This is a genomic window from Sulfurimonas lacustris (assembly GCF_059705355.1).
Map to the genome: position 1 here is coordinate 364,577 of NZ_AP046125.1, position 13,257 is coordinate 377,833.

A 13,257-nucleotide genomic window follows, 5' to 3' on the forward strand; every position below is an offset into this window, starting at 1 on the left:
ATGTCTGCAGTTTAAAACATTCCAAATTACACTAAATTTTTGATAATTTAAGAAGGAATAATTGTATGCCAAAAAAAATCTACCTCTTTGCCACTTCCAAAAGTGAGCATGCCATCAATGTTAAGTCTTTAGATGTCAGGTTTTTAAAGCCTGACATCAACTTTTCTCATTATGACTATCTTATCATTACATCCAAACAGACCGTAAAAGCACTAGAACAGTACGAGCGGGAGGATTTTATAGAGATACCCTCTTTGTGTGTCTCCATCAAAACAGCCAATGCGTACAGTGAGTTCGGTGGTAAAATTTTAGCTACCGGTGATGGATATGGCGATAGTCTTGCAAAATATATACAAGAGTACCCAAAAGAGACAAGATGGCTCTACCTCCGTGCAGAGCTTGTCGCATCTGATTTTGTGCAAAGAAGCAGAGATGAGGGCTATAGCATAGAGGAAGAGATTTTGTATGTGAGCGAGTGTTCACAAGAGATTTTAGATGTAAGAGTGAATGATGACTCCACGCTCATCTTTACCTCTCCCTCATCCATAGAGTGCTTTTTAAAAAACAACACTATCCACCCAAATGCCAAAGTAATCGTCATCGGCACGACAACAGCTAACTGTCTGCCAGAGGGAGTTGAGCATATAGTAAGTCAAAATACCTCCATAGAGAGCTGTATTGAGCTTGCTCTTAAGTAGTTTTGAACTCTCTTTAAAATGGGGCTTTAGCCCCGTTAAACATAACTGGGGCGGGGTTGAAACCTCATTTCTAAGAATATTTTGCAAAAGTGCGTAAAGAGAGTTTTATGAATAGTTTTGTATAATGTTTCTAGTAGTCTGGGGAGTTCGCCTTATCGCATTATGAGGGTTCTACATTTTCACATAGCGAACTAGTAGCGCTCTTGTGTGTTGGTGCTATCGTTTGAGATACGTTTACTCTGTCGAGATAATGCCGCCGTTAGAGAGCCTCGCTTCGCCCAAATACGGCTTTTTAGAACTAAGCCAAACGCGAAACGGCTGCTCGGGCTATTGATTGAAAAAATTTGTTGAAGATATTGAGAGGCGCTCTTTAGATATTTTGAACAGATTTTTGAACTAATTTTGGAGTTTTTATGAAGATTTTGATTATCGGCAATGGTGGCAGAGAGTACTCTATAGCACGCGCAATTTTAAATGAACAAGAGGCGCATGAACTCTTTTTTATGCCTGGAAATGGCGCGACTTCCTCTTTGGGGACAAATCTTAACATCAAAGATTATAACGCTTTGGCGGAGTTTGTCAAAGAAAACGGTGTTGGGCTTACTATCGTAGGACCAGAAGCTCCGCTTGTGGATGGCGTGGTAGATATCTTTAAAGCGCACGGACTTGTCATCTTTGGACCAAGCAAAGAGGCGGCACAACTTGAGGGCTCAAAAGTTTATATGAAAAACTTTTTGGCAAAGTACAACATCCCAACAGCACGTTACATTGAGACTGATTCTATCGAAAAAGCATTTAAGTTTACTGAGACGCTAAGCGCTCCTATCGTTGTAAAAGCGGATGGACTTTGCGGTGGCAAGGGCGTTATCATCGCACTCACACATGATGAGGCAAAAATCGCTATCTCCGAGATGCTAAGCGGGAAGAGTTTTGGAGATGCAGGGCGCAAGGTAATCGTGGAAGAGTATCTTGATGGGTACGAGCTCTCTATGTTTGCAGTTTGTGATGGTAAAGACTATATCCTTCTTCCAGCGGCACAAGACCACAAAAGGCTCAAAGACAACGATGAGGGACCAAACACGGGCGGTATGGGTGCTTATGCGCCAACGCCTTTGGTTGATGAGGAACTTTACCAAAAAGTAAGAGAGCGCATTATCCGCCCGACACTTGATGGGATGCAGCAAGAGGGTGCGCCATTTGAGGGCGTGCTTTTTATCGGAATTATGGTTGTTAAAGGTGAGCCGATTACTTTAGAATTTAATGTCCGTTTTGGCGATCCTGAGTGTGAGATACTTATGCCGCTTATGACTTCAAGCGTGAGCGATATGTTCTATAAAGCCGCTACAAAAAGACTAGGCGAGATAAAAGTAGAGTTTTCAAAGCAGTATGCAGTTGGCGTCGTTATGGCAAGTGCAAACTACCCTTATGGCAACTCAACTCCTGCTGAGATTATCGTGGATGATGTCTGCCATGAGGAGATTGAGGCATATACACACATCTCTTACGCGGGTGTGAGCAGAGTAGATGATAAGCTTTATGCAGATGGCGGAAGAGTGCTTGTGTGTGTAGGACTTGGCGATACCATCAAAGAGGCAAGAGACAGAGCCTATATGCGATGCGGACAGGTTCATTTTGCAGGTAAGAAACTGCGAACCGATATAGCGTACCAAGCACTCTAAAATGAACGAAGAGATTCAAGATAGAATGCACCGCGAGGGGATGCATCTCGCATCGATTAAAAAACGCTCTTTTGCTTTTTTTATCGATGAGATGCTACTCTCTCTTTTGCTTATTCTCTCACTCGGGGACTCCTTTTTTGAGGCAAAAACAGTCGAAGAGATGATTCTTCTCACCAACCAGTTTGTTTTAGAGTATATGGCGATAAAAGTTGTCTATCAAGCCTATTTTGTGATGCAGTATGGTGCGACGGTGGGAAAACTTCTTGTAAAAATTAGAGTTGTGGAGATGAAAACATTGCAAAAGCCAAATGTTGTTGTAGCGCTCAATCGCGGGGTTGTTCGAGTGTTGAGCGAGATGCTCTTCTATTTGGGATTTTTATGGGGAGTGCTAGACCCACTCAGACAAGCTTGGCATGACAAAAGTGCTAAAACAGTGGTTGTCGATGTCTAGGGTTGCTCTTTTTCTGCTCTTTTTTGCAGCAAGCGTATGGGCAGAGGATGCTAAGGTAGAGGTGTTTGCCACTACGATGGATACAAAAGAGAACATCGTTACAGCAGACGGTGATGTAGTAGTTATCTATCAAGATTATCAGCTAAGTGCAAAAAAAGCGCGCTATGACAGAAATAGCGGCGATTTAGAGCTTTTTGGAAATATTGCGGCAAGCCAAGGGGAGAACATCAAGCTTCTAGGCGAATACGCTAAGTTAAACATAGCAAACAAAGAGCGTACATTTCAGCCATTTTTTATGCTCGAAAAGACATCAGATGTTTGGCTCAGCGGTGATGAGGGGTATGCAAAAGATACGGATGTAGAAGTGACATCCGGAGTTATGAGCGGGTGTGACCCAAACAACCCTCTTTGGAAGATGGAGTTTACCTCCTCTGAGTATAACACCGACACGATGTGGCTAAATCTCTACAATACAAGAATCTATCTCTACGATATCCCTGTTTTTTACACCCCTTATTTTGGTTACTCGCTTGACACAACACGAAGAACGGGTGTGTTGCCTCCGATGGTTGGTTACTCAACAAAAGAGGGTCTTTACTATGAACAAGCGCTCTTTATAGCAGAACAGAACTGGTGGGATTTGGAACTAAAACCTCAAATCAGAACAAACAGAGGAGAGGGACTCTACTCAACCTTTCGCTTTGTCGATAGTAAAACATCCAAAGGCTCTCTGACTGCGGGTTACTTTAAAGAGAAACAGAGCTATTTTAGCGATAGCCAACTTGCCAACGATAAGCACTATGGTTTTAACTTCTTGTACCAAAACGATGATTTTATCAACCAATGGTTTGGGACAACGCTTGAGGGGCAGTCTGGCATCTATGCTGATATAGTAAACATGAACGACGTTGACTACATCAACCTCTCGACAAACGACACAACCCAAAATGCAACAACAACGCAACTTCTCTCAAGAATCAACGCTTTTTATAACAGAGATGATGACTATATGGGTGCTTACTTCAAGCACTACAAGGATTTGACGCTTGATAGTAATGAAAAGACTATCCAAAATCTTCCAGCACTCCACTACCATACCTATCTTGACACATGGTTAGAAAATCATCTCAGCTATAGTATGGATATCCAGAGCAACAACTACTACAGACAAGCAGGTGTTGGCGCGGTGCAAACAGATATGAACATCCCTGTAACACTTCAAGCATCACTTTTTGATGAGTTTTTAAATGTGGCATATACTTCTCATTTTTATGCACAGCATACTGACTTTAATGGTGAAAATAGCGTGCAAAACAACTCTTTAGAGTATGATAGCGGTCTTTTTGGCAGAAACTACCACCAGTTGAGCGCATCAACACAACTTACCCGTGCATTTGAGACTTTTACGCACGTTATTGAGGTTGGAACACAGTACCAAATGGATGGGTTAGAGTCGCAAAATGGGTACTATGATGAGCAAATGGAGCTTTTTACGCCGCAACAAAGAGATGACTACTGCTCTTACGCTAGCAACGCTACAGACCCAGAGTATGCGGCACGATGTGAGTTTTATAATATAGCTAGTGTAGAGAAAAGATTGCAACTCTATTTTGCGCACTATCTTTATGATGTTTTAGGAGAGCAGATTCTCTACCATAGAGTGAGCCAAAATATCTCTTATAATAGCAACGTCGCAGATGAGATAGAGAATGAACTTGACTATCAGATAACGGATAATTTGAATTTTTATAACAACATGGTTTATAACTATGATGAGAGTGATTTTTCTAAAAACTTCAATCAGGTCTCTTATAGAACTTCGAGTTTTGATTTGGGGCTTTCACATATGTACAAAGATAGCTTTTTGCCTGATACGCCAACTACAACACCCATCACAAGTTACTTGACTTCAAGTATTAACTATAGATACGACAAGCACTACTCTTATAGCTATAGACATAGTTATGATTTACAGAGAAGCCAAAAGAGAGGCTTTGAGATAGGATTTTTATATCAAAAAAGATGTTGGGATTTTGGACTTAGATATGTTGAAAACAACAGACCTATCTTAAACTTAAGCGGTATCTCCGACTCTGTTTATGATAGATATATCTACTTAACCCTACGACTTAAACCTATTATGTCGCCAAACAGCAATGCATCAGGATTTGCATATAGACTTCCTGATAAATCAGAGAACAATTAAGCGTATGGGAAAGTATAAAAATATCTTAAAAAATCGTGAGGACGCAGCAAAAAAGCTCTATGATGTTATCCCGATGCAAAAGCTCAAAGATGAGAACTGGAAGCTCATCGCGGTATCCAAGGGAGGTTTGGATCTTGCTTATCATGTCCGTGGCAAATACAAAAACAGTATAGATTTTCTCTTCTCAGAGGCGATTTTAGCTCCAAATAACCATGAGTGCGAGATAGCAAGGGTTTGCGAGGGAGAAGAGATAGTTATCAATGAAAACCTCGTTACCGCTTTTGGTATCAAGTACGACTATATCTACGGTGAAGCGCATAGAAAACATGAAGAGAAGATTTTAAGCTACATCTATCAGTATAGAAAAGGGCGCCCTTTTACATCGATGCAAAATCAGATAGTTATGCTCATCGATGAGGGAAGTGAAACTGGGCTTAAGTTTCTCACCGCATTAAAAGCCATTCTTGCCATGAAGCCAAAAGCCATCTACATAACAGCTCCTGTCATACCTACAGATGTGCTTGAGTTTTTGGAACCCTTTGCGGATAATGTGTTTTATCTGCACAAGATAGATGATTATGTTGAAACAGCTCTTTATTATGAAGAGTTAGAGAAGATAGATGAAGAACGAATAGAAAAAATATTAGGAGAAAAAAGTGAAATATGATGTAAAAGTAGATTTGAAAAATAGAGAAGAAGAGTACTCTTTTAGTGAAGTAGCAAAACAAGCAAATGGTGCAGCGTGGCTTAGAAGTGGCGATACAGTGCTCCTTGCAACGGTTGTTATCGATGAGACTGAGGTTGTCAAAGATGATTTTCTCCCACTTACTGTGCAGTACATCGAAAAAACATATGCAGCGGGCAAAATCCCTGGTGGATTTTTTAAACGCGAAACAAAACCGAGTGATTTTGAAACACTTACTTCACGCATCGTGGACAGATCTTTGCGCCCTCTTTTTCCAAAAGGGTTTGGGCATCCGACACAGATAACTATTTTAGCGCTTAGTGTTGACAAAGAGGCAGACCTTCAAGTGCTAGCTCTTAACGCGGCATCAGCGGCACTCTTTGTGAGTGATATCGCTATCAACACCTCTGTATCGGCTATCAGAGCAGTAAAAATAGATGGTGCGCTAGTTTTAAACCCAACACTCTCCCAGCTTGGAGACGCAACACTTGACCTCTTCCTCTCAGGTTCAAAAGAGGATCTTTTGATGATAGAGATGCGAAGTATCGGTTCAAATCAGGTAGATACTGATTTTATCATCGACCCACTCCTATACCCGACACTCAGCGCGCCGCTTATGACAAAACACGTCTCTAACGCTGTTGCAGAGGATGAGTTGGTCTCTATCTTGGAAAAAGCACAAGAGCTTCTTTTTGAGAACAACACAAAGTATGAGAGCTCTTTTGCCCCGTTTCAAAAAGAGGCAAATGAGATAGAGTATAAGGTGCATGTTGTCAATGAAGATATGGTAGCGTATGTGCGCACACACCATTTTGAAGATATCAAAGCCGCGATGAACCAGATGGCAAAGTCTGAACGCTCCACAGCGCTTAGAGCTCTTAGAAAAAAAATTCTGCTTAAGCAAGAGCATTGGGATGAGGTGACGCTCAAAGATGCGATAGAAAAAGTAAAGCGCATTCAGGTACGAAGCCAGATACTAAACGAAAGAGTTCGTGCTGATGGCAGAGCGCTCAATGAAATCAGACCGATTTCTATAAGCACAAATGTACTTCCAAAAGCACACGCGTCGTGCCTCTTTACCCGTGGGCAGACGCAAGCGCTCGTAGTTCTTACACTCGGTGGACCAAAAGATGCACAGATGTTTGAGATGCTTACAGACGATGGTGTGCAAAATGAGAACTTTATGGTTCACTACAACTTCCCTGGATTTAGCGTTGGTGAAGCATCGCCTATAACGGGGGTAAAGAGAAGAGAGCTAGGGCATGGAAATCTTGCAAAAAGAGCGCTAGAGCCAATAGTTGATTTTGAGGGAAGAACTATCCGATTGGTTTCAGAGATTTTAGAGTCTAACGGCTCTTCTTCTATGGCAACGGTTTGTGGCGGTTACATGGCACTACGCGCTGCGGAGATAGAGACTTGCGACGTGGTTGCGGGCATTGCTATGGGGATGGTAAGCGAGGGTGATAAATACGCTATCCTCTCTGACATCATGGGACTTGAAGACCATGATGGAGATTTGGACTTTAAAGTGACAGGTTCCAAAGAGGGCATTACTGCTATGCAGATGGATATCAAGCTCGGCGGTATCAGCCTTGCAGTTTTAAAAGAGGCACTTTATCAGGCAAAAGAGGGTAGAGCGCATATCATAGATATCATGATAGAAGCTGAAAAATCTATAGAGCTTAATGACGGTGTTTTACCAAGCAGTGACTTTTTCCACATCAACCCAAGTTTTATCGGCGACATCATAGGACAAGCTGGAAAGACTATCCGTGAGATAATCGAGAAGTTTGAAGTGGCTATCGATATAGATAAAAAAGATGGAAAAGTAAAAGTAACAGGCAAGAGCAAAAGCGGTGTCAAAGCTGCAAGAGAGCATATAGAGGGCATCGTCAACACGCCAAAAACTCCTAAAATAGAGTATAAAGTAGGCGATATCCATAAAGGAACTGTTAAAAAGATAGTTGACTTTGGAGCATTTATAGAGCTTCCAGATGGAACAGACGGACTTGCGCATATCTCTAAGATATCTGAGCAAAGAGTTGAGAAGGTAAGTGATGTCCTCAAAGAGGGGCAAGAGGTAAAAGTAGAGGTTTTAGAGTTCAAAGGGAACAAAATCTCTTTAGGAATCGTGTAAATTAAACTTACTTTTAGAAGTTTATGTGTATCATTCGCTATCAAATTTCAGTAGGGAAATCCTTGCATTTATGTATGGGTTGCTACACCAAAAGTGTGGTTACGTGAGCCGAGAAGATTTGTAAAACTTTATAACGGAGAAACTTATGAAAAAAATTATTTTCTTAATGGTTGCACTTGCTACTGCTGCTTTAGCAAACGATGGTGATGTTGCAAACCAAACACTTAAAGCGTACTCAATGATCGCTGCAGGTCTTGGTCTTGGTCTTGCTGCACTTGGTGGAGCTATCGGTATGGGTCATACTGCTGCTGCAACAATCGCTGGTACTGCTAGAAACCCAGGTTTAGGTGCAAAACTTATGACTACGATGTTTATCGCTCTTGCGATGATCGAAGCTCAGGTTATTTACGCACTTGTAATTGCTCTTATAGCACTTTACGCTAACCCATACTTAGGTTAATCAACTCTAAGTAACCCATAAAGCACCTCTTTGGTGCTTTAACCTCTAAATGCGACCGTGGTGGAACGGTAGACACACTACCTTGAGGTGGTAGCGCCCTACGGGTGTGGGAGTTCAAATCTCCCCGGTCGCACCATATATCTTTTTTCCCATTTTCTTTTTCACAATCAACCAACTGCGACACTTCCGCGACACTTTTTTTCTATAATTTTTCAAATCAACTATTTGGAGATACTATGAATGCTTTTGAAAAAGTTTTAAATTCCATCAAAAAACCCTCTACCTATGGACATAATGCGTGCAATACGCAAAATGTAAAAAATCTTAAAAAAGCAAAAGAGGAGATTGAGGGGATGTTGCTCAAGCAACTCAGCGAGGCTAAAGCCTCACTTCCAAAATAGCATTATGCTTTATGAAAACAAAAGAGTTTACGGTGCAAGTCTTGAGATTTCCCATTGGTTCTCTTCTTTCGTATAAAGAACTCTATCGTGGAGGCGGCTTTCTCTGCCTTGCCAGAACTCTATTTTGTTTGGAATGATTCTGTAGCCACCCCAGAAGTCAGGAAGAGGCACTTCGCCGTTTTTAAACTTCTCTTTCATCTTCTCTAGCGCCATGGAGAGGAGTTTTCTTGAGCTTATGATTTTGCTCTGCTCACTTACCCATGCGCCTATCTGACTGCCACGGGAGCGTTTCATAAAGTAGGCTAGAGACTCTGCACTGGAGATCTTCTCACATGTGCCGATGATACGGACTTGACGCTCTAGGTCTAGCCACAAAAACTCTACTGCTACATTTGGGTTCTCTTCTATCTCTTTTGCTTTGTCTGAGGTGTAGTTTGTAAAAAAAACAAAACCTCTCTCGTCAAATATCTTGAGTAAAACAGCGCGGATATTGGGGATGTTTTGCGCACTACTTGTCGCTAGGAGCATACTGTTTGGCTCTAAAACTTGTGCATTTTTGGCTTCAACAAACCACTTTTCAAACTGCACAAACGGGTTGGCATCTACACTGTGTTCATCAAGCTCGCTCTGTTTGTACTCTCTTCGCATATCATGTAGGTTTAACACTTTGTCTCCTTTGGCTAGTTAATGGCATTTGGTATTACTCTATTTCTGCCACTCTTTTTGGATATATAGAGTAGGTCATCAGCCTCTTTGTATATCTCGTCCATATCTTTTATACTCAAGACATTTTTACATACTAAACCCATTGAGGCAGTGATATATGGGCTTGCACTGTTGTGTGCATGTGGGATTTTCATAGCCTCAATGTTTTCTTTGACTCTATGAGCAAACTCAAGCGCTTTTGTGGTGTCGTCTGCTTTGTAGATAACACCAAACTCCTCTCCACCCAAACGAAAGACTGTGTCGCCTGCTCTTTTAAACGTCTCTTTAAGACAAGTAGCGAACGCTACAAGAACATTGTCTCCTTCTTGATGACCGTAGTTGTCGTTGTATTGTTTGAAGTGGTCTATATCCATAAGCAAGAAACAGATAAGAGAATTATCTCTTTTTGCACCATTGATAATCTTTGGAAAAAGTTCGTTGAAATGACGTCGGTTGTAGATGTGTGTAAGTCCATCGGTAATGCTTATCTCTTCTATAATTTTTTTATCCGTTATGTCTTGCCTGATAGCCGTGTATCCAATTTTTTTGTTTGTTTTTGCATCATAAATCGGATAAATTTTATTTTCAACCCAGTAAAAACCGCCTGATTTGGTTTTGTTTTTTATCTCACCTTCCCAAAATCCTCCATTTACTATCTTCTCCCACATAGTTTCAAGAATCTCTTTAGGGGTCTCTGGATGCCGTACTATCCTATGATTTTGTCCTATGAGTTCCTCTTTAGTGTACTCACTTATCTTACAAAAAGCTTCTGAAGCGTAGGTAATATTGCCCTGAAGGTCTGTTGTGGAAGTGATGATATTTTTGTTGATAAGTGCTATGTATTGGGCTATTTGCTTCTCTTTGATTTTGGATGCACTTAGGTCTTGCATGATTCCCAAATAACCACGCACCGTGCCCTCCAAATCGAGCAAAGAGGTGATATGCAACGCTACGACCAACTCTTGGTTTGCTTTGTTTACAACAATCCACTCATCATCATTTTGAAGCCCCAAATCTGTTTTTGCTACGAGGACTTCAAACGGTTTTTTCAGTGTGATGCCAAAGAGCTTTTGAAACTCTTTTTCCTTTCTTAAGAGCTCCTCTTTTTGGTGAAAAATATCTGGCGTATGTTTTGCGACTACTTCATCGCTTGCATAAAGGAGTATCGACTCAGCTTTTTTGTTAAAAAGAGTAATCACTCCATTTTTGTCAGTCGCTATAATACCATGTGCGCTATTTTGAACGATAGAATCCATAAAAAGTTTATTGTTCTCTAGCTCATAAACGCTCTTTACGAGTTTATCGTTGATGTTTTGAATCGTTTGGATAATCTTTGAAAACCCTTTGTGAATGACAAAGATGAGCACTGTCATAAGCCCTAAAAGCAAAAAGAGCAGCTTTTGTACAGTCTCTTTAAAGATATTTTTCATTTGTGTTATATCATGGAAATAGAGTGCTTTTGCGCTCACTTTGCCCTCATAATCAGAAATATCAAAAGGGTAGAGCACATACGTTTTGTCCTGAAAATAAACTTCTATCTTTGAGCTAAAATCATACTCTTTTGGGATTATTTGAAGAAGTGCTTCACTTTGAAGTGTGTTGTACTGAAGTCTATAATCCCCGATTTTTAGATTGCTCTTCTCTGCGTACTCAATGATTTTGTTCTCTTTGACAAAAAGCGCTCCTTTTAGATCAAAAAGGTAGTCCATCTGGGCTAAAATCTGATCGGGTCTGCTTCCAATCTCCAAAGAGCCTATATAGTTTTCTTGGTAAAACAGAGGCATAAACTCTCTGTATGCTAGCATATAGATACCAGACTCAAAGCCATTAAGTGGCTTTTTATGTTCATGCATCGCTTTTGCCATGGCTCTTTTTTGCGCTATGTTGTCTCCAAACTTCTCTTTCTCGTGAAGTCTTAAAAAGGAGTCTCCATTTGGCAAATGAAAATGCATGATTTTTAGATAGCTGTTTTCTTCTTTAAACATCTCAAAATGGGGTGTTACAAGTGTATAAAGAGCCTCTCTGTCTTGGTTATAAAAAGCCTCTCGAACACCTTTGATGTTGATAACATTGAGCAATCTAAATTTATAAAAATTTTGATGTTGTTCAAGAATTTTTTCATAGGTGCTTTTGATGTTTTCATGGTACTCACCTTCGAGATTTTGGAGCTTCTCTTTTTGGTTGAAATAGACAAAGATGAGGAGCACCGTTGAAAAAAGAAGCACACTTGCGATGACGAGAAAAAGCGTTTTGTTTTTTTGCAGAAATCGTTTGAAACATTTTTATCCTTATTTGTATAAAATTCTTGCCATGCCAAAGGCGAGGAGTGTTGCGGCGAGAACCTTGAGCTCTTTGTCGTAGAGAAGGGCAAAAATGCCCAAAAGCATGAGCGAAAAAGAGATGGCGGTTGCTTTTTGGCTCTCTTTGAAGTCGCGTTTTATCCACTCTAGCTGATCTAGGGAGAGCTCTACTTGGAGCTCATTTTGGCTTATTTTTTTGACTGCCGACTTGAGGTCTTTTGCAAGAAAAGGAATCTCTTTTATCTCCTCTATGAGTGTTTCTAGAATGCTCTCTTTTGCGCCTAAGGCTCGGGGGATGTTTTTTTGTAAGATGGGCAAGATATCTTTGATGCCATTAAAATTTTCTATGTAGGTTGTCCCTAAGCCCTCCACGATGGCACTGACACGTAGGATGTAGATGGCGTCGCTTGGGAGTTTAAAAGGGAGTCCTCTTGTGGACTCTAGTACTTCAAAGGCGAGTTGCTGCATGGATTCGCTGCTGAGATTTTCGTTGGAAAATATCTCAAACATTTTGGAGGTAAACTCGGCTAGTTCAGAGATGGGCGCTTCATAGGCGACTGTTCCTAGTTTTTTAGATGCAGCGATATAGCGTTCATAATCCTGCTCATTTGCAGCTTTGATGAGCTCTATGATGGCAACTCTGGAGTTGTTTGGTACTGTTTTGACCATGCCAAAGTCAAGTAAGATGAGTTCGCCCTCTTTGCTCACAAGGAGATTTCCTGGGTGTGGGTCGGCGTGGAAATAGCCATTTATGAGCATTTGCGTGGTGTAAAAATCGACAAGTTTGGCGATGATGGAGCGAAAATCTATCTTGTGTTTGAAGATACTCTCTTTGTCATCAAAACGAAAACCCTCTTCGTAACTCATCACAAGCGCATCATCGCTGCAAAGTTCTACAAATGGCGTGGGAAATCTAACGCCCACATCTTTATAGACAGATGCAAATTTTTGGAGATTTCTGAGCTCTTGAGTGAGGCTTACCTCTTGGAGTATCATCTTTGCAAACTCACTCACAACCGCCTCGATGGAGTTTTTGGTTGTGTTTGAAAAAAGCGGACGAAAGAGGGCGTTAAAGAGGGAGATGATAATGATATCGGCTCTAACTCTCCTCTCAATCCCCTCGCGTCGGAGTTTTACTGCCACTTTTTGCCCTGTATGTGTATGGGCGATATGTACCTGCCCGATGGACGCTGAGGCGATAGCCTCTTTTTCAAAATTTAAAAAAGCTCCTTCTCTAAAGGCTCTTGCATAGACTTTTTCAAACTCCGCCGCACTCATTGGCGGGAGTTGGTCGTGAAGCTCTTTTAACTCATGAAGGTACTCTTTGTCAAAAAAATCAGCTCTTGTTGCAAGGACTTGTGAGAGTTTTACAAAGCTCGCTCCAAGCGTAGTGATGGTCTCTTTGAGCTCTTTTGCGCCCATGGGTTTGAGAAGTAAAAAACTCTTTTTTTTCTTTATCACCAGATAGATGGTGAGTAAAAAAGAGAAGACTTTTACCACCCGCATGGGGGAGTAGAGCGCTGCATTTTTGAGCA

11 protein-coding genes and 1 tRNA gene are annotated in these 13,257 nt (G+C 41.1%); 9 read left to right on the forward strand and 3 right to left on the reverse strand.

Annotation, left to right across the window (positions count from 1 at the left end; all coding sequences use genetic code 11):
- Positions 1-65 precede the first annotated feature (65 nt).
- The 9 genes from AC6H4V_RS02040 (at position 66) to AC6H4V_RS02080 (ending at position 8,717) form a co-directional block, all read left to right on the forward strand.
- Positions 66-698 carry a uroporphyrinogen-III synthase gene (locus AC6H4V_RS02040; protein ID WP_428729225.1) on the forward strand — a complete coding sequence of 211 codons (633 nt, stop codon included), beginning with the start codon at positions 66-68 and terminating at the stop codon, positions 696-698.
- A gap of 413 nt (positions 699-1,111) precedes the next feature.
- The gene (gene purD, locus AC6H4V_RS02045; RefSeq protein WP_497607274.1) at positions 1,112-2,377 is read left to right on the forward strand and encodes a phosphoribosylamine--glycine ligase; all 1,266 of its coding nucleotides are present in this window, start codon (positions 1,112-1,114) and stop codon (positions 2,375-2,377) included.
- Between the two features lies 1 nt (position 2,378).
- Entirely contained in the window at positions 2,379-2,828 is a 450-nt protein-coding gene (locus tag AC6H4V_RS02050; protein ID WP_497607275.1) for an RDD family protein, read from the forward strand.
- Complete coding sequence (locus AC6H4V_RS02055; RefSeq protein WP_497607276.1) at positions 2,791-5,034, forward strand: LPS-assembly protein LptD; 2,244 nt, start codon at positions 2,791-2,793, stop codon at positions 5,032-5,034. Before AC6H4V_RS02050 ends, AC6H4V_RS02055 begins: the two co-directional genes overlap by 38 nt.
- A 4-nt stretch (positions 5,035-5,038) precedes the next feature.
- Positions 5,039-5,701 carry a phosphoribosyltransferase gene (locus AC6H4V_RS02060; RefSeq protein ID WP_497607277.1) on the forward strand — a complete coding sequence of 221 codons (663 nt, stop codon included), beginning with the start codon at positions 5,039-5,041 and terminating at the stop codon, positions 5,699-5,701.
- Positions 5,691-7,856, forward strand: a complete 2,166-nt coding sequence (locus AC6H4V_RS02065; protein ID WP_497607278.1) for a polyribonucleotide nucleotidyltransferase — start codon at positions 5,691-5,693, stop codon at positions 7,854-7,856. The genes AC6H4V_RS02060 and AC6H4V_RS02065 overlap by 11 nt, the downstream gene beginning before the upstream one ends.
- 145 nt (positions 7,857-8,001) lie before the next feature.
- Positions 8,002-8,316, forward strand: coding sequence for a F0F1 ATP synthase subunit C (locus tag AC6H4V_RS02070; RefSeq protein WP_428729231.1), 315 nt, complete (start codon positions 8,002-8,004; stop codon positions 8,314-8,316).
- A gap of 51 nt (positions 8,317-8,367) precedes the next feature.
- Positions 8,368-8,452 (forward strand) — tRNA-Leu (locus AC6H4V_RS02075).
- A 100-nt stretch (positions 8,453-8,552) separates the two neighbouring features.
- Entirely contained in the window at positions 8,553-8,717 is a 165-nt protein-coding gene (locus tag AC6H4V_RS02080) for a hypothetical protein (RefSeq protein WP_428729232.1), read from the forward strand.
- Between the two features lie 27 nt (positions 8,718-8,744).
- Here the strand turns inward: AC6H4V_RS02080 and pdxH are convergent, their stop codons facing one another.
- From pdxH to AC6H4V_RS02095, 3 genes are all read right to left on the reverse strand, one after another.
- Positions 8,745-9,383, reverse strand: coding sequence for a pyridoxamine 5'-phosphate oxidase (gene pdxH / locus AC6H4V_RS02085; RefSeq protein ID WP_497607279.1), 639 nt, complete (start codon positions 9,381-9,383; stop codon positions 8,745-8,747).
- Between the two features lie 14 nt (positions 9,384-9,397).
- Positions 9,398-11,647 (reverse strand): sensor domain-containing diguanylate cyclase, encoded by a 2,250-nt coding sequence (locus AC6H4V_RS02090; RefSeq protein WP_497607280.1) that lies wholly within the window; start codon positions 11,645-11,647, stop codon positions 9,398-9,400.
- Between the two features lie 63 nt (positions 11,648-11,710).
- Positions 11,711-13,228, reverse strand: a complete 1,518-nt coding sequence (locus AC6H4V_RS02095) for an ABC1 kinase family protein (RefSeq protein WP_497607898.1) — start codon at positions 13,226-13,228, stop codon at positions 11,711-11,713.
- Positions 13,229-13,257: the final 29 nt, after the last annotated feature.

Coding starts and splice junctions, on each gene's coding strand:
- AC6H4V_RS02095 (WP_497607898.1), bottom strand. CDS start 13,228: ATGCGGGTGGTAAAAGTCTTCTCTTTTTTACTCACCATCTATCTGGTG.
- AC6H4V_RS02050 (WP_497607275.1), top strand. CDS start 2,379: ATGAACGAAGAGATTCAAGATAGAATGCACCGCGAGGGGATGCATCTC.
- AC6H4V_RS02080 (WP_428729232.1), top strand. CDS start 8,553: ATGAATGCTTTTGAAAAAGTTTTAAATTCCATCAAAAAACCCTCTACC.
- AC6H4V_RS02070 (WP_428729231.1), top strand. CDS start 8,002: ATGAAAAAAATTATTTTCTTAATGGTTGCACTTGCTACTGCTGCTTTA.
- AC6H4V_RS02060 (WP_497607277.1), top strand. CDS start 5,039: ATGGGAAAGTATAAAAATATCTTAAAAAATCGTGAGGACGCAGCAAAA.
- purD (WP_497607274.1), top strand. CDS start 1,112: ATGAAGATTTTGATTATCGGCAATGGTGGCAGAGAGTACTCTATAGCA.
- AC6H4V_RS02055 (WP_497607276.1), top strand. CDS start 2,791: ATGACAAAAGTGCTAAAACAGTGGTTGTCGATGTCTAGGGTTGCTCTT.
- AC6H4V_RS02040 (WP_428729225.1), top strand. CDS start 66: ATGCCAAAAAAAATCTACCTCTTTGCCACTTCCAAAAGTGAGCATGCC.